At 39.5% G+C, this 26,598-nt stretch carries 22 protein-coding genes; all 22 read right to left on the bottom strand.

Annotated elements, in window-relative coordinates; genetic code table 11:
• Nucleotides 1-2: 2 nt before the first annotated feature.
• Nucleotides 3-1,541: a spore germination protein gene (locus F4V44_RS14935; RefSeq protein ID WP_223881903.1), complete on the bottom strand. Its 1,539-nt coding sequence runs from the start codon at nt 1,539-1,541 to the stop codon at nt 3-5.
• A gap of 178 nt (nt 1,542-1,719) precedes the next feature.
• The gene (locus tag F4V44_RS14930) at nt 1,720-3,477 is read right to left on the bottom strand and encodes an adenine deaminase C-terminal domain-containing protein (protein ID WP_150440821.1); all 1,758 of its coding nucleotides are present in this window, start codon (nt 3,475-3,477) and stop codon (nt 1,720-1,722) included.
• 16 nt (nt 3,478-3,493) lie between these two features.
• On the bottom strand, nt 3,494-4,021 hold the full coding sequence (locus F4V44_RS14925) for an acyl-CoA thioesterase (RefSeq protein ID WP_150440820.1): 528 nt from the start codon (nt 4,019-4,021) through the stop codon (nt 3,494-3,496).
• 133 nt (nt 4,022-4,154) lie between these two features.
• Complete coding sequence (locus F4V44_RS14920; protein ID WP_150440819.1) at nt 4,155-4,484, bottom strand: DUF3870 domain-containing protein; 330 nt, start codon at nt 4,482-4,484, stop codon at nt 4,155-4,157.
• 25 nt (nt 4,485-4,509) lie between these two features.
• A complete protein-coding gene (gene lhgO / locus F4V44_RS14915; protein WP_150440818.1) occupies nt 4,510-5,730 on the bottom strand; it encodes an L-2-hydroxyglutarate oxidase in 1,221 nt (406 codons plus the stop codon).
• Nucleotides 5,731-5,864: 134 nt separating this feature from the next.
• A complete protein-coding gene (locus F4V44_RS14910) occupies nt 5,865-6,623 on the bottom strand; it encodes an SDR family NAD(P)-dependent oxidoreductase (protein WP_150440817.1) in 759 nt (252 codons plus the stop codon).
• Nucleotides 6,624-6,721: 98 nt separating this feature from the next.
• Nucleotides 6,722-7,870, bottom strand: coding sequence for an acyl-CoA dehydrogenase family protein (locus F4V44_RS14905; protein ID WP_150440920.1), 1,149 nt, complete (start codon nt 7,868-7,870; stop codon nt 6,722-6,724).
• 62 nt (nt 7,871-7,932) lie between these two features.
• A complete protein-coding gene (locus F4V44_RS14900; RefSeq protein ID WP_150440816.1) occupies nt 7,933-8,784 on the bottom strand; it encodes a 3-hydroxyacyl-CoA dehydrogenase in 852 nt (283 codons plus the stop codon).
• 15 nt (nt 8,785-8,799) lie between these two features.
• Nucleotides 8,800-9,993, bottom strand: a complete 1,194-nt coding sequence (locus tag F4V44_RS14895) for a thiolase family protein (RefSeq protein ID WP_150440815.1) — start codon at nt 9,991-9,993, stop codon at nt 8,800-8,802.
• Between the two features lie 124 nt (nt 9,994-10,117).
• On the bottom strand, nt 10,118-11,296 hold the full coding sequence (locus F4V44_RS14890; protein WP_191090692.1) for an acyl-CoA dehydrogenase family protein: 1,179 nt from the start codon (nt 11,294-11,296) through the stop codon (nt 10,118-10,120).
• Nucleotides 11,297-11,525: 229 nt separating this feature from the next.
• Entirely contained in the window at nt 11,526-12,869 is a 1,344-nt protein-coding gene (locus F4V44_RS14885) for an MFS transporter (protein ID WP_150440814.1), read from the bottom strand.
• Nucleotides 12,870-13,283: 414 nt separating this feature from the next.
• Complete coding sequence (locus F4V44_RS14880; protein WP_150440813.1) at nt 13,284-15,362, bottom strand: (Fe-S)-binding protein; 2,079 nt, start codon at nt 15,360-15,362, stop codon at nt 13,284-13,286.
• A gap of 549 nt (nt 15,363-15,911) precedes the next feature.
• Nucleotides 15,912-17,120, bottom strand: coding sequence for an acyl-CoA dehydrogenase family protein (locus F4V44_RS14875; RefSeq protein ID WP_191090699.1), 1,209 nt, complete (start codon nt 17,118-17,120; stop codon nt 15,912-15,914).
• Nucleotides 17,121-17,500: 380 nt separating this feature from the next.
• Nucleotides 17,501-18,475: an electron transfer flavoprotein subunit alpha/FixB family protein gene (locus F4V44_RS14870; RefSeq protein ID WP_150440811.1), complete on the bottom strand. Its 975-nt coding sequence runs from the start codon at nt 18,473-18,475 to the stop codon at nt 17,501-17,503.
• Nucleotides 18,476-18,489: 14 nt separating this feature from the next.
• Nucleotides 18,490-19,260 carry an electron transfer flavoprotein subunit beta/FixA family protein gene (locus F4V44_RS14865; RefSeq protein WP_150440810.1) on the bottom strand — a complete coding sequence of 257 codons (771 nt, stop codon included), beginning with the start codon at nt 19,258-19,260 and terminating at the stop codon, nt 18,490-18,492.
• A gap of 52 nt (nt 19,261-19,312) precedes the next feature.
• Nucleotides 19,313-19,729, bottom strand: a complete 417-nt coding sequence (locus F4V44_RS14860) for a MaoC family dehydratase (RefSeq protein ID WP_150440809.1) — start codon at nt 19,727-19,729, stop codon at nt 19,313-19,315.
• Between the two features lie 42 nt (nt 19,730-19,771).
• The gene (locus F4V44_RS14855; RefSeq protein WP_150440808.1) at nt 19,772-20,527 is read right to left on the bottom strand and encodes an SDR family NAD(P)-dependent oxidoreductase; all 756 of its coding nucleotides are present in this window, start codon (nt 20,525-20,527) and stop codon (nt 19,772-19,774) included.
• A gap of 94 nt (nt 20,528-20,621) precedes the next feature.
• Nucleotides 20,622-21,401, bottom strand: coding sequence for an enoyl-CoA hydratase/isomerase family protein (locus tag F4V44_RS14850; RefSeq protein ID WP_150440807.1), 780 nt, complete (start codon nt 21,399-21,401; stop codon nt 20,622-20,624).
• Between the two features lie 123 nt (nt 21,402-21,524).
• Complete coding sequence (locus F4V44_RS14845; RefSeq protein WP_191090691.1) at nt 21,525-22,271, bottom strand: SDR family NAD(P)-dependent oxidoreductase; 747 nt, start codon at nt 22,269-22,271, stop codon at nt 21,525-21,527.
• A 61-nt stretch (nt 22,272-22,332) separates the two neighbouring features.
• Nucleotides 22,333-23,979 (bottom strand): AMP-binding protein, encoded by a 1,647-nt coding sequence (locus F4V44_RS14840; protein WP_150440805.1) that lies wholly within the window; start codon nt 23,977-23,979, stop codon nt 22,333-22,335.
• A gap of 16 nt (nt 23,980-23,995) precedes the next feature.
• Nucleotides 23,996-24,796: a 1,4-dihydroxy-2-naphthoyl-CoA synthase gene (menB, locus tag F4V44_RS14835; RefSeq protein WP_150440804.1), complete on the bottom strand. Its 801-nt coding sequence runs from the start codon at nt 24,794-24,796 to the stop codon at nt 23,996-23,998.
• A 497-nt stretch (nt 24,797-25,293) separates the two neighbouring features.
• Complete coding sequence (locus F4V44_RS14830; protein ID WP_191090690.1) at nt 25,294-26,598, bottom strand: sigma-54 interaction domain-containing protein; 1,305 nt, start codon at nt 26,596-26,598, stop codon at nt 25,294-25,296.

Below are 26,598 nucleotides of genomic sequence, written 5' to 3'. Positions count from 1 at the left end.
CTTCACTTATTCCGAACGGTATCCTTCGTTATATCCTTTGTTTTTGTAAATCCAGGTCTTAGTATTTCATTTGTTAATAGTCTTCGGAATACCGTATCTCCTGATGATTTGTATGCTGGTGTCAACGGTGCCAAATAGGGTACTCCAAAACTTTTTAATGATGTTAAATAAATTAACGCAGCCATAAAACAAAGAACCATCCCGAATATCCCCATTAAACCTGCCGCTATGAGAAAGGCAAAGCGTGTAATTCTTATTGTGTAGTTTAAATTTACATCGCCAATCGCATAAGAGGATAATCCTGATAGGGCTACAACAATCACCACAATGGGACTGACTACATTCGCCTCTACTCCAGCCTGACCTAAAATTAACGCTCCAACAATGCCGATTGTCGGCCCAATCGGAACCGGAACTCGAACCCCGGCTTCCCGTATTAATTCAAATGCAAGTTCCAACATGAGCAACTCTAATATGGCGGGAAACGGCACCATTTCCCGCGCACCTGCAATCGCTAATAATAAATCGGTCGGAAGCATCTCCATGTGATAATTGGTAATGGCAATGTAAGCGGACGGAGTGAATAAAGTAATAAACATAGCCAAAATACGTAACAATCTCGTAAAGTTCCCATTTATAAAACGTAAATAATGATCATCTCCGGAATGATAAAAGGACCAAAATGTAGATGGTGCAACTAATGCAAACGGAGAATTATTCATGACGACAATGACATAGCCATCCTCAATAAATGAAGCCGCACGGTCCGGTCGCTCTGTTTGTAAAACGGTTGGAACTAAGCTTCTTTTTCTATCTTCAATGTGCTGGGCTAATAAGCTTATATTCTGCACCGCATCTTTTGATATTGCTCCTATTCTGCCTTTTACCTCACTTAAAACCTTTTCACTCGCTAATTCTTTGTTATAAATGATAAAAACTTCATTATGCGAACGTGCTCCAATCGTCAGTTTTTCTACTGTAAAGTCTTCACTGCGAATTCTTTTTCGAATAAGCGAGATATTGATATCTGCTTTTTCAATAAAAGATTCCTTTGGACCAAATAATGTGGTTTCATTTTGAGGTTTTTCTACACTTCTGCCGGCTGCGGATGCCGTCTTAATCATATAACCATGACGCAGTCCTTCAACCAATAAAAGGGTATCTCCCGTATTCAAACCATTAACCGCTTTGTCTATTCCAGTTTCTGTTCTAATCGAACTTACACTCATAGCGGATGGTACATCCGTTATTTCTTTATCAGTCATAATCAACGGTTTTATGATTTCTTCATCGATCAGCTTAGTATCAGTTAGTGAGGGAATATAAAACAAGACAGCTCTTCTCTCCATCTTATTGATCGTAAATTCCCTCAGCATGAAATCGATATTATTAGGGAAGGAATAAAGCATTTTGAAATAATTGATAGAATGTTCTATGTCACCAGAGAAATGCTCAAGTTTTTGTTTGCCAACATCTCCAATAAATTCCTTGCCCATTTCCGTTGTAATTGTTTTTCTTTTTTTGAAAAATGAACTTCTCATAGTGATATAGCTCCTAAAGTGGTTGTAGAAAGGAATACATGATATTAGACAATGAAAAAATTGTCACTTTGGTTATTATCTGTAAAAGGTGAATTATTATGACAGTAAAGAAGGAAGACCCTGCAGAAACTTTTTTCTTCAGGGCCTTCCTTTATGAGCTTAAAGCTCTTTTATACAATTAAATTTGATAATTAACTCTTTTTGTTGGAGAAACTAAAATCTTACTTTTTTTCACATCATATAAACCACTAGGAGTCAATCGAATATATGGTAAATGAGTGGCAGAGAAGAATAATAAGGAGAAGGCTAAATCGTTATATTTATAGCCTCTTTCTTTTAATAACTTTATCATTTTTTTCTCTTCGTTAATTAAAGGACCCATATCTAAATCAGACATAATTCCCATTAAAGGTAAAGAAACTTCGTGCAGGATATGATTATCTTCTGCCAAAACCATGCCGCCACCTAATTCTCGCATTCGATCAAATGCCATTATCATATCCTTTTTTCTCTTTCCTATAATAAGAATGTCTCCTGTTCCAGAATAAGAACTTCCAAATCCGCCTAAATGTTGAGCAAACCCTTTTAACAATGTATTGATTCTCCAGGATCCGTCCCGTCCAATCATCATAAGGTAACATTCATCATGTTCAAAAGATAATTCATCCCTACTGAAATCAATACCGCTCTCATACGGCTTCGTAATTACATTATTAATTAAATGAATACCAGTTGAGTTTGATAGGTTCCAATCCTCTTCTTGTAAACTCCAATTTAAATGAAGGGGAGATAATTGATGTTTGTCCCAATCGATAAATAATGAACTATAACTATCTTTTCTGTCCCTCTTAATCCATTTTCCCTTTGCTAATACACTAATAGGTGTAGGATTATTTTTGCTCTCCAAAAAATTAATATTAGCTATTCTTCCTGTAGCAATGGATCCATGTAAATGTTCTATATTATAGTAGCGCGCAATATTGTAACTCGCCATATTATAGGCATCGATTAATGGTACTCCATGATTAATAGCTATTTTTATCAGTTTGTCCGTCATTCCATACTCATAAAAATGCGGATGCGATCCATCTGTGGTAAAGAAAAATCGATCAAATTTCGTAACACCTAACTCGATTAATTCTTTTATAACAATGTCTAAATCAGGACGAATAGATGAATGTCTAAGAGATACAGTATAGCCCTGCATGATACGTGTAAGTGCTTCCTCCCCAGTCATCGCTTCATGATCACAATCTGTGCCCATTAACATTAATTTTGCTAAAGTGCGTTCCGACGCACCGGGCAAATGTCCTTCTATCTTTTTATGTAACCTCTTTGTCTCTTGTAACCAGGATAGCATTTGATTATCCCCATTTAATAATTTCATCCATCCCGTCAGTTCTCCGCCTTGCAATACAGATTCATGATGGAGCCAAGAGATTATATCTTCCGTATTAAAAATATCATCATGATTCAGGAACTCAGTTTGTCCATCAAAACGGCACCACCAGTACATGCTTGTTGGAATGGCTGCAAATTCATTTAATAATTTAAATGCTGCCTTGCTTGAAAGCCTAAGGAAAATAGTTAAATTATCATTAATTAATGTCGTTATACCGAATTGACCCGCATGTTTTGCTAATGTAAGAGGATTATATAACTGATCTGGATGGGCATGCGGTTCAATATAGCCAGGGACTAAATATTGTCCATGACAGTCAATCTCTTCGTAGCCATTTGAACTTTCTGGAAGATTCTCCCCTACATACACAATGCGGTCTTCATATATCCAAATATTTGCAATTAACCATTGATGTAGATAAGTATTTAAATAGGTAGCATTTTTTAGGACCATATGAGGATGTATCACCTCATCTAGTACCTTTACATGCTCTCTTATTTGGTCATTGCTCCATCTATAATTTCTATTATCCAACTATTCCCCCCCAATTTTAACTCAATACAGTATCAACTACAGGAGCAGCTGTAGTACATAACTTAGACCATTCTTTACTTTTTTCCTTCCTTTCTTTTCGAATTCTAGCTCTTTCTGGTGCCGTTTCATTTAACATTCTCTCTTCCTTAGTTTTAGGAATCACCTCAGGAACCTTTACTGGACGTTTATTTTCATCTATTGCGACAAAGGTTAAAAATGCCGTTGCAGCTATTTTACGATCGCCGCTTTTTAAATTTTCAGCAATAACCTTTGCAAATATTTCCATTGATGATGAATTCGTCCAAGTTACATATGCTTCATAACAGACGGCATCTGTCGTTTTAATCGGAAATAAAAAGTCTACCGAATCCGTTGAGGCGGTTACGCAATCTGTACGACAATGTCGCAACGCCGCAATAGAAGCAACCTGATCAATATCACTCATGATTCGACCGCCGAATAACGTATTATGACTATTTACATCATGTTGAAATACACGGCTTGTTCGGATAACTCTTGATTCTCTGCAATACTTTGCGTTCATAATAGCCTCTCCTCATTCCTAAAACATAAAATATAATTGTTCGGGAATTCTTTATCTGTATGGAGATTAACCCCATACAGACAGGGAATAAGTTTATGAATAAGTTTATTGAATTTCTCCCAATGAAAAAAAACTACTTACTTTCATCGGATTTCATTTGCTGATAATGAAGGGCAAGATCTTTTAATGCCGCAACCAATGCATTCACTCCCTTGCCATGATAATACATATTGATAGCAGCGATTGCATCGTCCATCCCATCATTTATACTTATCCCCTTCAATAGCTGTCCAATAAATTGACGTCCATGTTCGGTAGCCAATGTACAAGAAGCCTCAATAATGACGCCGTATTTTTTGTCAATTTCCGCTGTAATCGTTAACGTTTCAAATACACTTTTTGCGGCCATTCCTTGAGGCAAGCGTGCATGCCCGGCAATAAAGATTGTTTTTCCATTAAACATTTGAAGCTGCCCCTTCCATCAGTCCTTAGCTTACTGTACTAATTCTATTTGTTAAATTAGTCTGAACAGGGATACGCCTTACTACTTCTTTACCAATTTCAATCGATGCTGTTGCTGCAGGTGACGGGGCATTACATACATGGATAGAGCGTTTCCCCATAATAATATGAAAATCGTCTACCATATTTCCATCATACTTCAATGCCTGTGCTCTTACACCCGCCGGTGCTGGAATTAAATCATCTTCCTGAATTTCAGGAATTAATTCTTGAAGACTTTTTGTAAACTGCTTTTTGCTAAAAGAACGCACATACTCATCTAAGCCTTCCTTCGCAAATTTACCGGCCATTTTCCATAATCCAGGAAAGCTTACGGATTCCATTAAATCCTTCATACTAATATCTGTCTTTTTATACCCTTCACGTTTAAAGGCCATGACTGCATTCGGACCCGCATCCACTTCACCGCTGACCATTCTAGTAAAATGAACTCCTAGGAAAGGAAATTTAGGATTTGGTACAGGATAAATTAGATGTTTAACAAGATAACGTTTTTCAGGTTTCAATTTAAAATATTCACCGCGAAACGGTACGATTTTCATATCTGTTTTATAGCCTGCTGCAGCTGCCATGCGATCACTGTGCAATCCAGCACAGTTAATAACCAAACTTGTTTTTATCGTTCCCCGGTTCGTTTCAATCGTCACTTGATTTGATTCCTCATGTATTTTCTCTACTTTTGTATTTAATCTAATCTCGCCGCCATTTTCTTTAATAATTTCAGCAAATTTCTCACTTACTTGACGGTAATTAACGATTCCTGCCATTGGAACACGAATAGCACCAAGACCATTTACATGTGGTTCGATTTCCTTTAATTCATCTCGACCGATTCTATTAATATTTAATCCGTTTTCTAGTCCTCGGTTATATAAATTCTCAAGAAGAGGGATTTCTTCTTTTTTTGTTGCCACAATGACTTTCCCACAAATATCATGTTCAATGCCGTATGTTTGGCAAAACTCTGTCATCGATTGACTTCCTTGCCGGGCAAAGCGTGCTTTAAAACTGCCTGGTTTATAATAGATTCCTGAATGAATAACCCCGCTGTTATGGCCTGTTTGATGTTCAGCAACAGCTGACTCCTTTTCGATTACAACTACCTTTGCATTTGGAAACCGCTGATAAATAGCCATTCCTGTTGAAAGGCCTACAATTCCCCCTCCAATAATTGCAAAATCAAACATAAGCAAATCCCTCCTTTTCTTTTGTCTTTGTTAATGAGTTAGCGGGTCGATTTACCTTGAAAAGAAATGTTCTCGTAAGGAAATCGTCCCGCTAACATACGATATTCAACAACAAATTTTAACACAGCCTGTTTTTAAAGATGGGGCCATATTCCACCAGAAACAGGGATGATATGACCTGTGATATAGGCTGATTCATCACTTGCTAAAAATAGAGCTGTATTGGCTACATCAATTGGATTTCCTAATCTCCCCAATAATGTCTTTTTACGATATTCTTCAAGGGTTTCGCTGTCCATTCTGTCTACAATCGATGTTTGAATTAATCCCGGTGCAATACAATTCACATTAATCACCGGACTTAGTTCCTTTGCAGCCGTTTTAGTAAAAGAGGCTACTCCCGCCTTCGCAGCACCATAATCTGCGTACCCTTTTTCACCATCAAAATGAATAGTAGAAATATTGACGATTTTTCCATAACCATATTGAATCATCTTTGGGGCAACTAACTTCGTACAATTAAACGTTCCCTTTAAATTGAGTTCCATCGTATTGTCCCAACGGTCACTATCAATTTCAAAAATAGGCCTAATCATCGTTGTATCACGGATGCCACCGACAACATTCACTAGAATATCAATTTTAGAGAATGTTTGATTGGCTTCTTCCACTACTTCTTTTACTTCCTCATAGTCTAGTACACTTGCTCTTATGGCTACAATGTTGTCAGCAACCGTATATTCCAGTAATTTTTCTCTTGTGCTATTTAACCTTTTCTCAGAAATATCTGTAATGACTAGTTTGGCACCCTCTTCGGCGAAGCGTATGGCAATCGCTTCCCCCATTGGACCTCCAGCACCGGTTATGAAGGCAACTTTATCTTTAAGGCGCAAAAGAATCTCCCCTTTTTCGTTTAATAGTCTAAAAAGTGAGACTTTCCTCAGCAGGGGTCTCTACTGAGGATTAGCCGCACGAGTCTGGTGAGGTTCCTTTATTGATATTTCCGATGCAATTGAGCAGCGATAATATTCTTTTGAATTTCCGATGTTCCTTCATAAATTCTTGTAATCCGTGCATCACGGTAAAAACGTTCGATTGGGTATTCAGAAATATAGCCCATACCTCCATGAATTTGGACAGCTTTATCTGCGACACGATTATATGTTTCAGAACCAAGCAATTTGACCATAGCCGCTTCTTTAATGACATTTCTACCTTGATCAACCATCCCGGCAACATGGTAGGTGAAAGCTCGTAAGGCTTCAATGTCCGTTGCCATTTCTGCCAAATAGTGCTGAATAATTTGCTGCTCAAAAATCGGTTTACCAAACTGAATCCGCATATGGGCATAATCAAGCGACATTTCTAATAATTTATCTGCGGATCCCAAGTTTCTGGCTGCCATTCCAGCACGTCCGTTCGCTAAAATTTTCAAAGCATTCACATAGCCTTTCCCTTCTTCGCCCAACACGTTCTCAACCGGAACTTCGCAATCCTCGAAGAAAATCTCCCAAGTATGTGACCCATGAAGACCCATTTTCTTCTCTTTATTGCCCAGCTTAAAGCCGGGGAAATCTTTTTCAACAATAAAAGAAGTAATGCCCTTTGCCCCTTTAGATGGATCTGTAACCGCCATAACCGTAAACACATCAGCAATTCCAGCATTCGTAATATAGCACTTCGATCCGTTTAAGATGAAACGATCACCTTTTCGTACTGCTGTTGTCTTTAAATTTGTCGCATGGGAGCCCGCACCTGGCTCTGTTAAAGCAAAGGCACCAATGCTTTCCCCACTTGCCATTTTCGGCAGATACTTCTGCTTTTGCGCTTCATTCCCCATCTCTACAATTCCGACACCGCCGATGCCAGTATGACCGCCTATAACCGTTGTATAGCCATTGTGGGTTCTGCCGACTTCCTCTAAAACAGCACATTTCCCGACCATCCCAATCCCGAGGCCGCCGTACTCCTCTGGAATACTAAGAGCAAATAAGCCCATTTGCTTCGATTTTTCCATAATACTTTGTGGAATTTCGTCCATTTCCTCAATTAACATAGCATGTGGTTCTACTTCGTTTTCGATAAACTCGCGAATTCCTTGTTTTAAATGTTGGATATCCCTTGATAGAACTTGTTCCATTTGACTCACATTCCTTCCTTTTATTATTTTTCTGTAGATTTTCTTCCGATTTCACGAACTAATTATTTATAAGTATAAATACCTTGTCCCGATTTCCTGCCTAGTCTTCCTGCTTTTACATATTTCACTAGTAACGGAGATGGACGATATTTTTCACCTAGTGCGTGATAGAGAGACTCCATATTGCGAAGACGACTGTCCAAACCAACGAGGTCTGCCATTTCAAACGGACCCATTGGATGATTTAGGCCAAGTTTAATCGCTTTATCAATATCCTCAGCCGATGCCACACCTTCCATTAACATATTCATTGCTTCATTTCCGATAATCAAATTCATCCGGCTTGTTACAAAGCCTGGAAATTCATTGACCTCAACCGTTTCTTTTCCCATTTTTTCAGATACCTGACGGATAATCTCCACCGTTTTATCTGAGGTATCCATACCACGGATAATTTCAATTAATTTCATGCGATGAACAGGATTGAAAAAGTGCATCGCCACAAATTGATCTGGTTTTTTCATTTGCGCTCCGATTTCAGTCGGGCTCATTGTGGACGTGTTTGTAGCCAAAATTGCATGTTCAGGGGCAAATTCTTCAACCTTTTTAAAGGTATCAATCTTCAATTCCATAATTTCTAAGATCGCTTCAATCACTAAATCCGCATGTTCCACTGCTTTTTGCAGCTCTGTTGTATAGGTGATATTTCGTTGGACATTGTCACGTTCTTCACTTGTGATATATCCTTTTTCAACACTGTTATTAGCAAGTGATCCGTTATCATTCTTTGCTTTTTCAAGGGCTTCGGCTGATATATCCTGAAGGGTTACTTCAAAACCTGATAATGCAGCACTATAAGCAATTCCGCGCCCCATCGTTCCACTGCCAATAACCGCAATCTTTTTGACTTCCATTTCGTTTCCTCCTATTTATACTAAGCAATTTTCAAAAATGGTTGTAATACCTTGTCCACCGCCAATACATAATGTCACCAATCCGTATTTCACGCCTCTTCTTTCCATTTCATGAAGGAGTTTTGTTGTAAGGATGGATCCTGTTGCCCCTAATGGATGACCTAGTGCAATCGCTCCTCCGTTGACGTTCACTTTATTTAAATCTAGATTTAGTTCTCTTATAACGGCAATCGATTGGGCAGCAAAAGCCTCATTCAATTCAATTAAGCCAATGTCCGCTAATGTTAAATTGGCTCTCTGTAAAGCAAGCTGTGTTGCTTTAACGGGTCCGATTCCCATAATTTCAGGGGAAACACCTGATACGGCTTGTGAAACAATCTTCGCTTTCGGCTTTACGCCGTATTTTTCTACTGCATCTTCAGACATAAGGATTACCGCTGATGCCCCATCATTTCGACCGCTGCTGTTTCCAGCTGTGACCGTTCCATTTTCTTTAAAAACAGGTTTTAAGCCAGCCAGTTTTTCTAAGCTCGTTAGACGCGGATGTTCATCAACCGCAAAGGCTTTTATACTTTTTCGTTCCCGAACCTCGTAGGAGACAATTTCTTTATCGAACCTGCCAGAAGTTATGGCATCATGCGCAAGCTGTTGGCTTCTTTGCGCAAATTCATCCTGCTCTTCGCGGGAAATACCATAGTGTTCAGCTAAATTTTCTGCCGTTAAGCCCATGGTCAATTTGCCATACTGTTCAACCGGCTGTGACCTTACTTGACTTTCAGTGTTCGAATCAACTAACTCGGTATTTCCTGTTCCCACGCCATAACGGGCATTACGGATATAAAATGGCGCTAAACTCATTGATTCAACGCCGCCAGCCAGGATGACATCACTTAGCCCGCACATAATTTGTTGAGCACCATTATTTATAGCCTGGAGTGCTGAACCGCATTGTCTTTGCACTGTATACCCCGGAATATCAACTGGAAGACCTGCCCGGAGCAATGCTGACCGAGCGATATTTGGGGCATCTGAAGATTGCTTCGTTTGTCCAAGAATCACTTCATCAACTGACTGTTTACCTATGTTCGCTCTGTTAACAATTTCCTCAATCACTTTTGCAGCTAGTACTTCAGGCTGGACATCCTTTAAGGCCCCTCCCATTTTCCCTATCGCTGTACGAACAGAATCAACAATATATACTGATTTCATATGCTCCTCCTATAAGAAATTAATAGATTCAAGGAGCAAAGGCTCCTATCAATCTATTAATTTATTTGAATGTTAATGATTAACTTACTGCATTACAAATCTGCTATTTACTGAAGTCTTTAACTTAATTTTTAGAAGCGACTAAATGACCAGTAGACCGATATTCTTTTCCGATGATATCCTTCGCAATAACCATCATGTTTGCTTGTGCCGTTCCATCTCCAATTTCCAGACCAATTACATCACGTAAACGCTGCTCATGCGGCATTTCTTTTGTATAGCCGTAGTGACCGTTAAACAATAGACATTCATGAATAGCATCAACGCCGTATTTAGGCCCAAGCCACTTGACAGATGCAGATTCCTTTGAATGGTTCAAACCTTGGTCACGAAGCCATAGCCCCCGGTACGCCTGCCATTTCACAAACTCTAATTGCGTAAAGTGTGTAACAATTGGGAAGGATACGCCTTGATAAGTTGCAAGCGGCTGGCCAAATGAAGTTCGCATTTTGACGTGTTCAATCGTCTCATCCAGACTTTGTGAAGCAGCTCCAACACATTGCAGACCGATTAATAGACGGCTCAAATCAAAACCATTCATAACCTGGGAAAAACCTTTGTTTTCCAAACCAATCAAGTACTCTTCAGGAACCTCCACATCTGTTAAATAGATTGAACCACGGCCAATTGGAATATTGCCCAAATCCTCATAGCCTTTACATTCCACTCCAGGCAGATCCGCTGGGACGATAAAGGCACTGATTCCACGATTCCCAAGATCAGGATTTGTTTTAGCAAATACTAGAAAAGCATCTCCCACTGTCGCTACACTGATTCCGGATTTTTCACCGTTCAGGACATACACATTTCCTTTACGTACGGCTGTTGTTTTAATCCCGCCGGCATCCGTGCCTGCAGTAGGCTCTGTTATCGCAATACCGACAATTCTGTCCCCGTTGGCTATTTTCGGAAGCCAGTCCTGCTTCAGCTCCTCGCGGGCATGTTTATTAATAATCTCGCCGATTAATGCATTCAACATGACGGCATATGTAAGATTAAAATCCCCCCTGCCAATTTCCTCTGCTGCAATCCCAGTGGTTACACAATCAGCACCGCTGCCTCCAAACTCAACCGGAATGCGAAGTCCATTAACACCTAGTTCGCCTAGCTTCTTCCATAGATGTCTAGGCAAGGTTCCTTCTCTGTCCCACTTCGTATAGTTTGGCAGCAGCTCCTCTTTAGCAAAATCCTTTAACATCTTACGAAAAAATTCTTGTTCCTCTGTGAATGAAAAATTCAACATATTATTTCCCCCTTTTCGCTTATGCTTATTTATATAGCAAGTTGCGTGCCAACTTTTTTTCTTGATAAACAGGCATCTTCACTTCATTTTTATCGCAATATTGATAATTTTTCGCAAAATTAAGAATCAATTCTGCAAAGTTATCATTTTTTTGCAAAAATAGTAGGCTAAACAATAAAATGCCCCCCTGCTTTTTATTAAAGAAGGGAGGCATTTTTCTATCATATTTCTACAACTTCTCGATTGGTTCTGGTCTTTCGAGAGTTATTTCTCGCACAGTTTTCTTTTCTCTTATAGTAAAGACTGCAATAGCGGCAATTACACCTGGAATCGCGAAAGCTAAGAAATTCATCTGTAAAGGTAATTGGGCACCTAGAAGAAAACCTCCTAAAATTGGACCTACAATACCGCCAATTCGACCAACCCCAGAGGCCCATCCGAGTCCTGTTGAACGGATTTGGATTGGATAGTACTGAGAAACATATGAATAGAGAATAATCTGCGTTCCAATTGTCGTAGCTCCAGCAATGGCAACAAGAGTATAGAGAATAATTGTATTTGGATGCGTACCGAGTAAAGTTAATGCGATTCCACCTAGAATAAAGTAGAAAATCACCACTTTTTTCGTATTCCAACGGTCCGCCGCCCATCCACCAAAAACAGATCCTGCTATAGCTCCAACATTTAACACTAATAAGAACATGATACTAGAACCAAGGGCATAGCCTGCTTGAGCCATTAATTTCGGCAGCCATGTATTTAGGCCGTAAACCATTAACAAACACATGAAAAATGATACCCAAAATAAGATTGTGCTAACTGCTCGGCCTTCTCCAAATAATTTTGTTACAGTAATACCCGTTTTTTTAGGCATCACCCTTTCATAACGGTCACTTGTCTGCGGTGTATAGGATGGATCAATTTTTGCTAACAAATGTCCAATTTCCTCATATTTATTTTTAGCTAAAAGAAATTCTAGAGATTCTGGGAGTAATTTGATAAGAATAGGTAAAGTAAGTAACGGTAGAGCACCTACGAAAAAGATGGACTCCCAACCAAATCTAGGAAGGAGGAAGATGGCCAATCCTGCTGCTAAAATTCCACCTAGAGAATAACCGCACATCATAATCGTTACCATTCGGTTTCTAAGAGATTTCGGAGCATATTCCGTCATTAACGCTACTGTAATTGGTAGAACACCTCCTAATCCTAAGCCTGATATAAAACGATAGATGCCGAATTCAGCAGGACTTTTGGCCAAACCAATTAAACCAGTAAATAAGCTTAATAGGATTACACATAAAATGATTACTTTTTTGCGTCCTATTTTATCGGCAAGCGGCGCAAAAATAAAAGCACCGAACATCATACCAATAAGAGCATAGCTCCCCAAGGTGCCTGCTTGTACAGCTGTTAATTGCCACTCTTCCATCAGTACAGATACGACAGATCCATAGATTACTAGATCAAATCCATCACAGACAATGACAAAAGCACACAAAAACAAAACTAGACCATGGAAGCGATTAAACTTTGACTCATCAACAATACGACTGACATTAATTGAACGCATACATTTCCTCCTACTTTTTAATTAGAGAGTGTAAAAAGTCTTTAGAAATCTATATAAAATAAAAATGCATTCTGACAGAAATAAGAAGATAGCTGTCGAAATATTTTTGAGAATATTCAGAATATATTAGATAACCATTTACTTATTAGCACTCTCTCTATTTCCTTATAGCAAGTAATGTGCCATTTTTTTACATTTATTTATAAGGAAAAACCCGGTAATCTCTTCGCAATTATAATAATTTTTGCAAAACTGTTTCTCAACATTGCGAATACTCAGCTCCTGCCGGAAAAAGAAAGCAAAAGCTGAGTATATTCAATGTGATTCGTATGAGGTTTATGCTGATTCTAGTCATCTGTGCCTCTTGCATGATGAGCATACGATTAATCGCTGACAAGTCTATTCCTTTTTTTGTTACAATGCTTTTTCTACAATTTCTACGATGTCAAAGTTTCCTATCGTCTCTTCCAATTCCTTTGCCTTTACACCATCACTGATCATCGTTAAACAATAAGGACAGCCGGTTCCAATCATAGTTGGTTTTGTTTCAAGCAGCTGCTCTGTTCTCGCGATATTGATTCTTGTTCCGGTACTCTCTTCTGTCCACATCATACCGCCTCCAGCTCCGCAGCACATTGCATTTTCGCGGTTGCGTTCCGCTTCGATTACTTTTATGCCTGGAATCGCTTTTAAAATTTCACGCGGCGGGTCATAAACCGTATTGTAGCGTCCTAAATAACAAGAATCATGATACGTAATCACTTCATTGAGTTCTTTTGTAAATTTGATTCTTCCTTCTCTAATCCATAATGCTAATAATTCTGTATGATGATACACTTCAGCCTCAAGGCCAAATTCAGGGTATTCATTTTTAAACGAGTTATAAGCATGCGGGTCAATTGTTACAATTTTGTTTACATTATACTTTTGGAAGTTTGCAATATTAGCATTTGCTAAGTCTTGGAATAAAAATTCATTTCCGATTCTGCGCGGTGTATCTCCTGAATTTTTCTCATTATTACCTAGAATTGCAAAGGAAATGCCTGCTAAATTCATCACCCGGGCAAAGGACTGAGCGACCTTTTGGCTGCGGTTATCATAAGAGCCCATTGAACCAACAAAGAATAAATACTCGAATTCTTCTCCAGCCTTTTGCTTTTCTTTAACAGTTGGAACAGAGATATCCTCTCTACCTTCACGCCAATTTTCACGCTCTTTTCGATTAAGACCCCATGGATTTCCCTGGCGTTCAATATTTGTAATGGCACGCTGAGCATCACTATTCATTTTTCCTTCCGTTAAGACAAGGTAACGGCGTAAATCGATGATTTTGTCGACATGCTCATTCATTACCGGACATTGGTCTTCACAGTTCCGGCATGTTGTACAGGCCCAAATTTCTTCTTCTGTGATGACATCTCCAATTAAGCTGACACTTTCCAATGTTGCAGCCGTTTCTGCTGCTCCAGCACCTGCTAAAGCCAGCTGGTTGGCTCTTGTGTTTTTGAAAGCAAAGGACGGTGCCCATGGCTGTCTAGATGTTACTGCAGCACCTTTTTCCGTCAAATGGTCTCTCATCTTAACGATCAAATCCATTGGGGATAATGTTTTACCCGTTCCTGCTGCCGGACACATATTCGTGCACCTTCCACATTCTGCACAGGCGTATAAATCCATCAATTGATGACGAGTAAAGTCTTCGATTTTCCCAACACCAAATACCTCCGCTGACTCATCCTCAAAATCAATTTTCTTCAATCTCCCAACAGGTCCACTTTTCTTAAAAAAGATATTAAACATAGCAAATAGTTCATGGAATTGCTTTGACTGTGGCACGAATACTAAAAAGGTAAATACAGTCAGCATATGAACCCACCAAAATGTGTAAAACAACACAGTTCCTGCTACTGTTCCAATGCCGGAAAGAAGCAGCGCAATGCTGCCGGAGAATGGAGCATAAACGAGATTTGGATGATGGTCTAACATAATCGCTTCAAATCCTAATGTAAGCAGGATGGATGAAGTCAGCATACATAAAGCGATATAAACAAAGGCAGCTTTACCGTCACGCTTCCATTGCAGCCGTTTTAACTTTTCACCATAACGACGGTAAAAGCCATAAACGACAGCCAACAGCATTAGGAACGTAGCACACTCCTGGATTAGACTGAAATACTTATGAGCTTCGCCAAAGGGAAACTCATAGCCTTTAATAAAACCCTTTATGATGAGTTCTATAAGTCCGATTTGAATGATAAAAAAGGTATAAAATAATACTAAATGCATCAGACCGCTTTTCTTGTCTTTGAATAATTTCTTCTGACCGAAGCCATTGATTAGGACTGTATTCATTCGTTCCCTTAAATTAGGCTGGAACTCTGCTTCTTTACCCAGCTTTATAAACAAATACCTCGTGTATACTAGATTGGTAAACAAATAGACTGCATATCCGGTCACAACTAGAAAAGTAAGTAAATTCAGTAATGATAACATCTCTCTCATCCCCCAAAAACTAGATTAGACGCCCACAGCAATAGAGGCTTTTTTTTGTATTAACATTGGCACTACTTCAAATAAATCATCAGCAATCCTATCCGAGCCGATTTACCTACATATAGTAATTAACTTCCCTAGCCTCCCTTCGCTTATTTATATTGCAAGTTCCGTGCCAACATAAATCCTTGTAAAATAAGCACTATTTTTATAAAACTTTCTCAAAACCGATAATATTTCGCAAAGTTGCTTATCATTTATGCAAAAATGTAAAAAGGAATTTATTACTTCTGTATACTTACTCAAGTAGATTTACAAATTCTGACACAAAAAAATCCACACTACTAAGGTAATGTGCAAAAGAATTTTCCTCTTCCTTTGCTATCAATCTCAGTCCATCCTCCACAGAACGACATAGGTGTTTACCCAGAGAACCTTTCCTCTGCGATATAAATTTGCGTAAAGAAGAATATGGTTCCTTAGTCAAAGAAAGATCATACCAGAAATTTAAAGGTATGATCTTTTTTGTATTGTTTTATTATTACTTCTTTATTTTTGTAGAGAAACTTGCTCAAATGGCCATGCAGGAAGCATTTGTCGAAGCGGCTTATCCTCACGATACCCCAGCGCATATTCACCCTGCATAACCGTATGAACCTCCCTTGTCCCCTCATAAATCACTGGTGCCTTAGAGTTTCGAAGGAAACGTTCAACTGGATATTCATCTGAATAACCATACGCACCGTGGACTTGGACCGCATTATTTGCTGCCTCAAACGCTGCATTACAAGAAATCCATTTCGCCAATGACGTTTCTCTCGTATTCCGTTTCCCTTGATTTTTCAACCAGCCAGCCTTATAAACTAGCAACCTAGAAATCTCAAGATCTGCGCTCATCTTCGCAATCATTTGTTGAACAAGCTGATGTTTCCCGATTTCTTTCCCAAATGTTTTTCTTTCATGACAATATTTCACACTAGCTTCAAGGCTAGCTTCAATTAAACCAACAGCCCCTGCAGCAACGGTAAATCGCCCGTTATCTAATGCAGCCATTGCAATTTTAAAGCCTTCCCCTTCTTCACCTAGTCTATTTTCTATAGGTACTCTTACATCTGTTAAAAATACCTCACCTGTATTCCCTGCGCGAATACCCAGTTTACCCTTAATGCCCTTTGTTACCACTCCAGGAAATGTACGTTCTACGATGAAAGCAGTAATCCCTTTGTGCGCCGCATCATGGTCAGTTTTTGCAAAAATCAGAAAGTTATCTGCGTAATCACATAGCGAAATCCATGTTTTTGAGCCATTAAGAATATAAGCATCCCCGTCTCTTCGTGCTGTTGATTTCATTGCGGCTACATCACTGCCGGCATCCGGTTCAGTCAAACCAAACGCACCAATCCTTTCACCCTTTGCCTGTGGTACTAAATACTTTTGTTTCTGCTCTTCTGTACCCCATTGCAATAACGTCATACTGTTTAACCCTGTATGAACAGAAACTGCTGTACGATATGCTGTATCACCACGTTCTAATTCAGCACAAACAATCGCAAGTGTATTATAATCCATACCAGCTCCACCGTACTCCTCCGGAATACAAACACCCATCAGCTGCAAATCCGCCAATTTTTTCAAAACAGCTGGTTGAAATTCACCATTGCGGTCCCACTCTTGAATGTACGGGATAATTTCCTTATCAACAAACTTTCTTACCATTTTTTGTACACTTTGTTGTTCTTCAGTTAATTCAAAATTCATCATCAAAAAATCCTCCTAATTTTTATTTTAGTCCTTAATCAAATTCGCCCGTCGAATTTGCGTCCGGATTACCTGAACTCTCTCGATAAATTACCCTTGAAAAATCTGAGACATCCGCCGGAGGCTTAACTTCATTCAGCCAGGGTTTGAACCCCCACTGAATCGAAGAGCCATTTGCATTCATCCCTTAACTTTAGAAGTGGAGGACTTCTGCTGAATGAAGTTAAACAACAATGTTGATGCTTCAATGGCCTGTGGTATACGTATCCATTAAGTGATTCATGCTGAATCAAACGCATGGCCACATACACCACAGGCCATTTATCAACAGTAATCATTCATACAACCTTTTTATGAAATATATGGCTTCAGTATCTAACTCAGCTAACAGCTACACTTTTCATTTCTTCAATAAACAATGGAACAACCTCGAATAGATCCCCAACAATCCCATAATCAGCTACATCAAAAATAGGTGCTTCTGGGTCCTTATTAATTGCCACAATAACTTTTGAATTCGACATCCCTGCTAAATGTTGAATAGCTCCTGAAATCCCAACGGCAATATAAAGATCTGGAGTAACAACCTTACCTGTTTGTCCAATTTGTAAGGAATAATCGCAATAACCTGCATCACAAGCACCTCGTGAAGCACCTACTGCAGCACCTAATACACCGGCAAGTTCCTCCAACAGTTGAAAGTTCTCCGCTGCCTTTACACCACGCCCGCCAGAAACAATAATTTTCGCTTCAGACAGATCAATTCCTCCAGTAGACTTCCTGACAATATCTTTAATAATGGCGCGAAGATTTTTAATGTCCACGCTCATTTCACTGACATCTCCGGAACGTGATTGATCTCTTTCTAGTGGAGTAATGTTATTAGGGCGAATGGTTGCAAATATAATCCCTTCATTGATTTTGACCTTTTCAAATGCTTTCCCTGAATAAATGGGACTCGTAAATATGACATTTCCATCATCATTTTCAATATTGACTACATCAGAAACAAGGCCTGTATTTATTTTTGCTGCAATTCTAGGTGAAAGATCTTTCCCTTGCGCTGTATGTCCCATTACAATACCATCTGGCTTTTCTGCCTCCAGAACTTGTAGTAATGCTTGCTGATAGGCGTCAGTTGTATACGATTTTAAATCCGGATGTTCGACCTTTACTACGCGATCTGCCCCATAATGAAGCATAGTTATAATTTCATCACCGATTGATTCTCCAAATAATGCGGCAACAACCTCTCCTCCATCCGCAATAACTTTTGCTGCGGCAATCGCTTCAAATGAAACATTTCTTAAAACACCGTCACGAATTTCACCTAACACGAATACTTTTCTTCCCATGATAACCCCTCCTATTAAATGACTTTTGCTTCTGTTTTTAATAACGAAACCAGCTGTTGAACTTGATTATTTAATTCACCCTCTAAAACTTTCCCTTGTTGTTTCTTAGGTGGCAGGAAAGTATCAATCTTTTCGATTTTAGCCTTCACATCATCCTCTTCCAAATCTAAATCATCTAACTCAAGTGTCGTTAATGGTTTCTTCTTTGCTTTCATAATTCCAGGTAAGGATGGGTAGCGGGGTTCATTCAAACCTTGTTGGGAGGTAACAAGAACAGGGAGTGATACTTCAAGTGTTTCTTCGTCCCCTTCCACATCATGAATGATTAAGGCCTTCCCATTATCAACTGTAAGATTCGTAATCGCTGTGACTTGAGGAATTCCCAGCATTTCGGCAACACGCGGTCCTACTTGACCGGAACCGCCATCAACAGCTACATTACCAGCAAGGATGATATCTGGGTTTTTATCTTTTAAATAGGCTGCTAGTATAGTAGCTGTGGAATATTGATCGATTTCTTCCAACTCCTCACTATCAATCAACACCGCTTTGTCCGCCCCCATTGCAAGTGCTGTACGAAGCTCCTTTTCTGCTTCCTCTTCTCCAAGGGTTACGACCGTTACTTCACCTCCGTGTTTCTCCTTAAGAACGATTGCTTCCTCGATGGCATATTCGTCATAAGGATTAATGATATACTCAACACCCTCACTCTTAATGGTTCCATTTTCAACTTGAATCCTTTCCTCTGTATCAAAGGTACGTTTCATAATCACATAGATGTTCATTTGTGTCTCTCCTTTTTCGTTTTATATATAAAATCCAATTTACTTTTACTGCCTATATTTTCATCACAACCGCTTCCCCATCTACCACCATTTCTTGGCGCTGATTCATTACTTGCGTTTTTAACTTAATGATATTCTTATCATCCCTTTTCTCCATTACCGCAACAGTTGCCTTAATGGTATCTCCAATTTTAACAGGAGCTTTAAATCTAAAATTTTGGGATAAATAGATAGAATTCTGCCCAGGCAGCTTCATACCAAGAACAGTAGAAATAAAACTACCTGTTAAAAGACCGTGGGCAATTCTTTCTTTAAAACGCGTTTCCTTAGCAAACTCTTTATCAATGTGTACTGGATTAAAATCACCAGTCAGTCCGGCAAACTGCAAGATATCATAATCAGATATAGTTTTCGTAAAATAATCTGTATCCCCTATTTGAATATCTTCGTACTTCAGCTCTTTACTCATGAATAAATTCCCCTTTTAGTTTGCTGCCTGTTCAAAACTCTATTACCCTAGCATACTATGTCCGCCGTTTACCGATATCACTTGGCCGGTAATCCAATCAGCGTGGTTTGATAGCAAAAATAAAATGATTCCCGTCACATCCTCCACTTTTCCAAGCCGCTTCAAAGGATATTGCTTCGCAATTTTTTCTAATGCTGCTTCATTAAAGTCCAATGAACCATGATTGATCAATCCAAATGATACTGTGTTACATTGGACATTACTTTTCCCCACCTCCTGTGCTAAGGATTTAAGGAAACTAATGGATCCATTCCTGGCAGCAGCAGAAATAATTAAGTGTTTGTCACCAGTCCGTGCGGAATCACCCACGATATTAACAAACTTCCCTTTCCTCTTATCAATCATTTCAGGCATAAACGTATGCACTAAATTCAGAACCCCATAAAAGCAAACATCGACTTCCTGTTTCCATTCCTCAGGTTTATATTGAAAGAATGATTTCATCTGAGAGAAACCAGCATTGTTCACAATACAATCGATGCCACCTAGCCTATGATCGAGTTCATCCTTTATCTTCGTGACATCTTCAATTTTTGCAAGATCCCCTTTAACAAGATGTACTTCCACACTATAAGCTTCTTTGATTTCATTAGCTGTACGGGCGGCTGCCTCTTCAGATCCAAGATAATGTAAAGCTATATTCGCTCCTTCACCGGCAGCAGCTAAAGCCATTCCTCGTCCAATCCCTTTTGCCGCACCAGTAATTAAAACGTTTTTTCCTTTCAAATCAATGTCCACCTAGTTATCCCCTCCTAAAATTAAACTGAGGCGAGTTACTTATGAAAAAAGTTTTTTCATAAGTAGTCTTTCATAAAGAAGTCCTTTTCTCTAATTAGCTTCCTGAAAATGTCGCCTGTCTTTTTTCAAGAAAAGCTTTTGTTCCTTCTACCTTATCCTCTGTTCCATACAAAAAGGCCTGTGCTAAGGTTTCAATCAGTAAACCGGAATCCATATCAACCTCAAAGCCGCGATTTACAACAAGCTTAGCCATTTGAATCGCAAGCGGGCCTTTTGTCAATATCCGTTCAGCCTTTTCGCGGACAGCATCCATCAATCCCTCTAACGGAACTACATCGGACACTAAACCGATTGCCTTTGCCTCACTCGCAGAAATAAACTCCCCTGTTAAAATCATGTTCATTGCACGGCCCTTGCCGATAATTCTCGTTAATCGCTGGGTCCCGCCGGCACCAGGAATAACCGACAAGTTCAATTCAGGTAATCCGAATTTTGCATTGTCAGATGCCATCCGAATATCACAACTCATGGCCAGCTCGCAACCGCCTCCAAGGGCAAATCCATTGATAGCTGCAATGGTTGCTTTTTTGCTATTTTCAATGCGTCGATACACTTCCGTCATACTTCCTGTTTTAAATGCTTCAAGGGATGTTCTTGTTGTAAGCTGGTTAATATCAGCCCCTGCGGCAAAAGCCTTCTCACCAACTCCGGTAAAAATGATAATACCTATTTCCTTATCATTCTCTAAGTCTTCTAGAGCAGATAGGATTTCCGTAACCGTTTGATTATTAAGTGCATTCCTTACCTCCGGACGATTAATTTTAATAATGCCGGTCTGATTTCCCTTTTCAACTAATAGATTTTTGTAGGTCATTTTGTACTCCGCCTTTATTGATATTTTCGATAATATTTATACTGCAATACACCTTACATAGCTTGTGAAAGGAGGGGGGAAATTCCCCCGTTTACATTCAAATTCCAAGAAATTTTTTTAATTTTATATCATTGCCAATCCGCCGTTCACTGAAAGAGTCTGGCCTGTTACATATTCTGCTTCGTCTGATGCCAAGAACGCAACGCCATTAGCAATATCACTAGGCTGTGCCAAACGTCTAAATGGAATAGCTTTTTCAAGTGCGGTTGCAATGCCTTCATTATAAGAACCGATTTCTTGGAATAGCGGTGTATCACTTGGTCCTGGTGAAATACAATTGACATTAATCTTATATCTAGCCATTTCACGTGCAATGGTTTTAGTAAAAGCAATGATGCCGCCTTTAGCTGCAGAATAGACACCCTCTCCGCTTGATCCCACTCTGCCTGAATCTGAGGCGATATTAACTACTTTGCCATAGCCATTTTCAATCATGATAGGTAAAATTTCTTTACATGTATGAATTTGGCCCATCATGTTAATATCAACGATTAGCTTCCATGTGCTTGGTTCACTTTTCAAAAATGGCTCAACCTTATCCCAGCCCGCATTGTTTACCAACACATCAATTTTTCCGAAATGAGCAATCGATGCTCCCACTGCCTCTTGGACACTTTCGAGCTTTGTTACATCGCAATAAACCGCAACTGCCTTTCCTCCTTCTTTTTCAACGATGGAGACGGTTTCATTGGCATTATCAATATTGACATCCGTAACAATAATGTCCATTCCACGAGAAGCTAATGTTCTAGCAATCTCTCGTCCAATTCCGCGTCCTGCTCCAGTAATAAAAGCTACTTTTTTAGTCATAATTTTCCCTCCGGTTCACTTTTTTAATATTTTCATCTACATCCTCTACCAATCTATAAAACTATTGATTTAATTTTTGTTCATTAAAACTTTGGAGAATGGCTTCCTTTAGACGAAACTTTTGAATCTTGCCACTGGCCGTTCTTGGAAATACGTCAACAACTTCTAGATACTCAGGCCAATATTGCTTAGCAACCCCTTTTTCCTTAAGGAATGCTTGCAGCACAGGAAAACTAAGCGGTTCCTTTCCCGGCTTCATAGTGATTACAGCACAAGCCTTCTCTTGAAGTCTTGCATCAGGCAATGCAATCAACTGTGCATCTTGGATGTCATTATGTTCATACAAGACATTTTCCACATAGGCAACGGGAATATTTTCACCACCGCGGATGATAATATCTTTACTTCGTCCAGTCAGCCGGATGTAACCGTCCTCATCCATGTAGGCACGGTCGCCCGTGAAAAACCAGCCATCATGAAACTCGGAATTGGTACCCTCAAGATTTTTCAAATAGCCGACAAATAGAGCAGGCCCCTTGACAAGAAGATCACCCTCTTGATAGGGCGGAAGAATGTCACCGTTTACATCAGTCACCTTTACTTTCATGGTGCCAAGCGGAACACCGTCAGTACCAGTTAGTTTTTCATCGCTATCACCTATCTTTGTCAAAGTAACAAGACCGTCTTCCGTTTGCCCCCAACCAGAAAGAATCGTGAAATTGACCTTTTTCGAGGCTTCTTTAACAAGTGCCATTGGAATAGGTGCACCCATTGATGCAAATATCCTTAGGGAACCAATGTTACGGCCTTCAATTCCCTCCAATTGAATCATATCTTGCAGGAATGGGGTTGCCCCCGCTGTAAATGTAATCCCTTCCTCCTCAATGAGTTCAATAAATTCTAACGGGTTCCAAATATCCTGATAAACACCTGTTCCGCCAATTGTAGTTGGAAGCCTTACTCCATAAGCAAAACCCGTTTGATGAGCAAAAGTCGAGGCCATGAACATGACATCATTAGAGCTTAACGCTAAGCTGTCAATCCAATAATTGGTTGAAATACAAATCGTGTTATGTGTATGCATGACGCCCTTTGGATTTCCAGTTGTTCCTGATGTAAAAATAAGTTCAGTTACCTCGTTCGGATCATGTGTAATCTGATCCAATACGGATACATCTCTTATTTCTTCCCATGGTTTATCTAACAATGATGAGATAGGCTTCATATGATTCGGTACATGATTACCAACCACATAAACATGTTCTAATGACGGCCATTTGTGGGAAAGTCTATCAATCATAGCTGGATAATCATAGCCACGGAATGTATCAGGTATGACCACCATTTTTGATTCAGCCATCCCTACCATATAACCAATTTCACGATCACGGTAAATAGGAATAAGTGGATTGGTAATTGCACCAATTCTTGTCGCTGCGTAATGAAGAATAATAAACTCATTCCAGTTTGGCAGCTGAATGGAGATGACATCCCCTTTTCCAAGACCTAATTCCAATAGACCCAAGGCAACACGGTCGACCAATTTCCCGAGCTCACGATATGTATAACGGCTCTTTTTATCAATGATCGCAACCTTATCTGGAACCTTTTCTATTGCTGCATTTAGATAATCAAGAATGGTTTTATTGGGCCAAATAGATTGATATTTCTCCACATATTCCGGACTCAAAATCGTTTCTAATTTCATGGGCACCATCTCCTGTTTATTTTCTAAACTTGTTAAATTCTACCGGTCTTTTTTCTAAAAAGGCATTCATTCCTTCTGCAGATTCGTCGGTGTTATAAAACATTGCTAGACTGCCCATTGCAAGTTGAGTAATACCTTGGATGTTAGCACTGTCAGCATTAAACGAGTATTTGAGCATTTTAAGTGCTGTGGGACTTTTAGCAAGAATTTTATCTGCCCATTCTTCTGCTGCCGCTTGCAGCTGATCCGCTGGGACTATTTTATTTACTAGACCCATTTCTTTCCCTTCTTCGGCACTGTATTGTTCACATAAATACCAAATTTCTCTTGCTTTCTTTTCTCCAACTACTCTTGCCAGATAAGCCGAGCCAAAACCGGCATCATAACTGCCCACTTTTGGACCAGCTTGTCCAAACTTGGCTGTTTCCGAAGCAATAGTCAAATCACAAAGAACATGCAAGACATGACCGCCGCCAATCGCATAGCCATTTACCGCTGCGATAACCGGCTTTGGAATATTACGGATCGTTTGGTGCAAATTCTCAATTTCAAGACCAATACCGCCGCCTAATCCTCCATTGTAATCATAACCGCCCTCATCTCCTTTTTCTTTTTGGTCTCCGCCAGTGCAAAACGCCTTCTCCCCGGCACCTGTTAAGATGACAACACCAATGCGATTGTCGTCCCAAGCATCGCGGAAAGTCCATATTAATTCCCTAATTGTTCGTCCGCGAAAAGCATTGTAGGCCTGCGGGCGATTAATTGTAATCTTGGCCATTCCATTCGTTTTTTCATACAAAACATCCAATAGTTCCATTTGTCATACCTCCACTTTTATCAATTTGTTGGTAGTCTGAAAGAAAAATAATCAAATTCGCCCGTCGAATTTGCGCCCGGATTTTTTCGAACTCGCTCGAAAAAGTTCCTTAAAAAAATCCGAGGCATCCGCCGGAGGCTTAACTTCATTCAGCCGGGTTTAATTCCCCATTGAATTAGTAAGCTTTCTCCATTCATCCCTTAACTTTAGTAGTGAAAGACATCTGCTGAATGAAGTTATTTCTCTTTTCACTTTTCTATATCGCAAGTTCCATGCCAACAATTTCCCTTGCTAAATAAGCGCTTTTTACCCTCCTAATATCGCAAAATTAATAATTTTCGCAAAATTAATAATCAGTTATGCAAAAAAGAGAAATTTCTGCGAGAGAATCGGCCATCGCCCGTGAAAAGCGAAATACCTGCAACAAAAAAACAACGCCCTTGTATAACAAAATCAAATAAAAAATACACACTACTATGTAGTGTGCAGATAAAGGATTATTTCAGATTGTACTTGGCAATTTTTCGATACAAGCTGGCTATATGTATTTTTAGCTTATGAGCAGCAATAGTTCGATCCCCATTTGCTTCTTCTAAAGCTCGTTGAATAGCATTAATTTCAGCACTTCTCACTTCTTCCTCCAAACTTTGCAGAGGGGTAATATTCCTATTACTAATATTCGCAGTAGCCAAAGGTGTAAAATAAAGATCATTCATCGAAAGGGTATCTCCCTCAACAATATTCATTCCCCGCTCAATAAAGGCCTTTAATTCCCTGACATTTCCCGGCCATTCATAGTTTAAAATCCATTCTTGAAGCCTCGAGTCGATGAATTTAACTTCGAGGTCAAATCTTTCATTAAAAATATCAATAAAATAATGAGCTAATGGCAGAAGATCTTCTTGTCTTTCCCGTAGTGATGGAATGGTTAAATCGAAGACATATAAACGATAGAATAAATCCTGTCTGAACTTGCCTTCCTCAACTAGTTTTCCTAAGTCGCGATTCGTTGCAGCAATAATCCGTATATCAATATTTTTACTAACAGTACCTCCAACACGTTCAACCTCTTTTTCCTGCAGAACACGAAGCAGCTTTCCTTGTGCCTCGTATGGGAGTTCTGATATTTCATCAAGAAAAAGTGTCCCATTCATAGCTAATTCAATCTTACCTGGCTTTCCTTCCTTTTTAGCACCGCTAAATGCGCCAGGTTCGTAGCCAAAAAGCTCCGATTCAAATAATTCTCCCGGGATGGCTGCACAATTCACCGCGATAAATGGATTATTTTTTCTTGCACTAATACTATGGATGGCTTGAGCAAATAATTCCTTACCAGTACCGCTTTCTCCTGTCAGCAGAACCGTTGAGTTACTTGTAGCAATGCGAACGGCTAATTCTTTTGCCGTCTTCATCGATTTACTGTTCCCAATAATCTCTTCAAAGGTGTATTTATGTGCGTGGGGCTTTTTCTTATTCATTTTAGCTTGATCAATCGCATGCATGAATGAAACCATTTCATAATGCTCAATATCACCATCACGAACAAGTACTCGATAAACCTCTCGCTGCTCCTTTCTCGTCACTCTAATGATACAATTTATGCCGGAAATGACGCCAAAGAAGACTTTTTTACGTCTTCTGCCGTACATTCCATGAATCACAGCATGAATCGATTGACCTACGCAATCCTCTTTATTTATTGAGAAATTCTTGCAAAAGTCAGGGCTTGCGTGAAGTAGCCTTCCGTCTTCATCAACTTCTATATAACCCCAATCCTCGATTAAATGAATGGTCTTTTCCAC

This window comes from Niallia endozanthoxylica (assembly GCF_008710145.1).
GTDB classification, from domain to species: Bacteria; Bacillota; Bacilli; order Bacillales; family Cytobacillaceae; genus Bacillus_BD; species Bacillus_BD endozanthoxylica.
Note: the sequence above shows the minus strand (reverse complement) of the source record. Positions and strands in the feature narration are given on the sequence as shown.

What these genes read in the sequence shown, in the direction of transcription:
- F4V44_RS14845 (WP_191090691.1), bottom strand. Translation starts at nt 22,271, where the DNA reads ATGACTAAAAAAGTAGCTTTTATTACTGGAGCAGGACGCGGAATTGGA.
- F4V44_RS14885 (WP_150440814.1), bottom strand. Translation starts at nt 12,869, where the DNA reads ATGCGTTCAATTAATGTCAGTCGTATTGTTGATGAGTCAAAGTTTAAT.
- F4V44_RS14875 (WP_191090699.1), bottom strand. Translation starts at nt 17,120, where the DNA reads ATGAATTTTGAATTAACTGAAGAACAACAAAGTGTACAAAAAATGGTA.
- F4V44_RS14920 (WP_150440819.1), bottom strand. Translation starts at nt 4,484, where the DNA reads ATGTTTAATGGAAAAACAATCTTTATTGCCGGGCATGCACGCTTGCCT.
- F4V44_RS14935 (WP_223881903.1), bottom strand. Translation starts at nt 1,541, where the DNA reads ATGAGAAGTTCATTTTTCAAAAAAAGAAAAACAATTACAACGGAAATG.
- F4V44_RS14865 (WP_150440810.1), bottom strand. Translation starts at nt 19,260, where the DNA reads ATGAACATCTATGTGATTATGAAACGTACCTTTGATACAGAGGAAAGG.
- F4V44_RS14900 (WP_150440816.1), bottom strand. Translation starts at nt 8,784, where the DNA reads ATGGAAGTCAAAAAGATTGCGGTTATTGGCAGTGGAACGATGGGGCGC.
- F4V44_RS14850 (WP_150440807.1), bottom strand. Translation starts at nt 21,401, where the DNA reads ATGACCTACAAAAATCTATTAGTTGAAAAGGGAAATCAGACCGGCATT.
- F4V44_RS14895 (WP_150440815.1), bottom strand. Translation starts at nt 9,993, where the DNA reads ATGAAATCAGTATATATTGTTGATTCTGTTCGTACAGCGATAGGGAAA.
- menB (WP_150440804.1), bottom strand. Translation starts at nt 24,796, where the DNA reads ATGGAACTATTGGATGTTTTGTATGAAAAAACGAATGGAATGGCCAAG.
- F4V44_RS14925 (WP_150440820.1), bottom strand. Translation starts at nt 4,021, where the DNA reads ATGAACGCAAAGTATTGCAGAGAATCAAGAGTTATCCGAACAAGCCGT.
- F4V44_RS14860 (WP_150440809.1), bottom strand. Translation starts at nt 19,729, where the DNA reads ATGAGTAAAGAGCTGAAGTACGAAGATATTCAAATAGGGGATACAGAT.
- F4V44_RS14880 (WP_150440813.1), bottom strand. Translation starts at nt 15,362, where the DNA reads ATGTTATCATTACTGAATTTACTTACTTTTCTAGTTGTGACCGGATAT.
- F4V44_RS14905 (WP_150440920.1), bottom strand. Translation starts at nt 7,870, where the DNA reads ATGGAACAAGTTCTATCAAGGGATATCCAACATTTAAAACAAGGAATT.
- F4V44_RS14840 (WP_150440805.1), bottom strand. Translation starts at nt 23,979, where the DNA reads ATGAAATTAGAAACGATTTTGAGTCCGGAATATGTGGAGAAATATCAA.
- lhgO (WP_150440818.1), bottom strand. Translation starts at nt 5,730, where the DNA reads ATGTTTGATTTTGCAATTATTGGAGGGGGAATTGTAGGCCTTTCAACA.
- F4V44_RS14870 (WP_150440811.1), bottom strand. Translation starts at nt 18,475, where the DNA reads ATGGGAAGAAAAGTATTCGTGTTAGGTGAAATTCGTGACGGTGTTTTA.
- F4V44_RS14890 (WP_191090692.1), bottom strand. Translation starts at nt 11,296, where the DNA reads ATGTTGAATTTTTCATTCACAGAGGAACAAGAATTTTTTCGTAAGATG.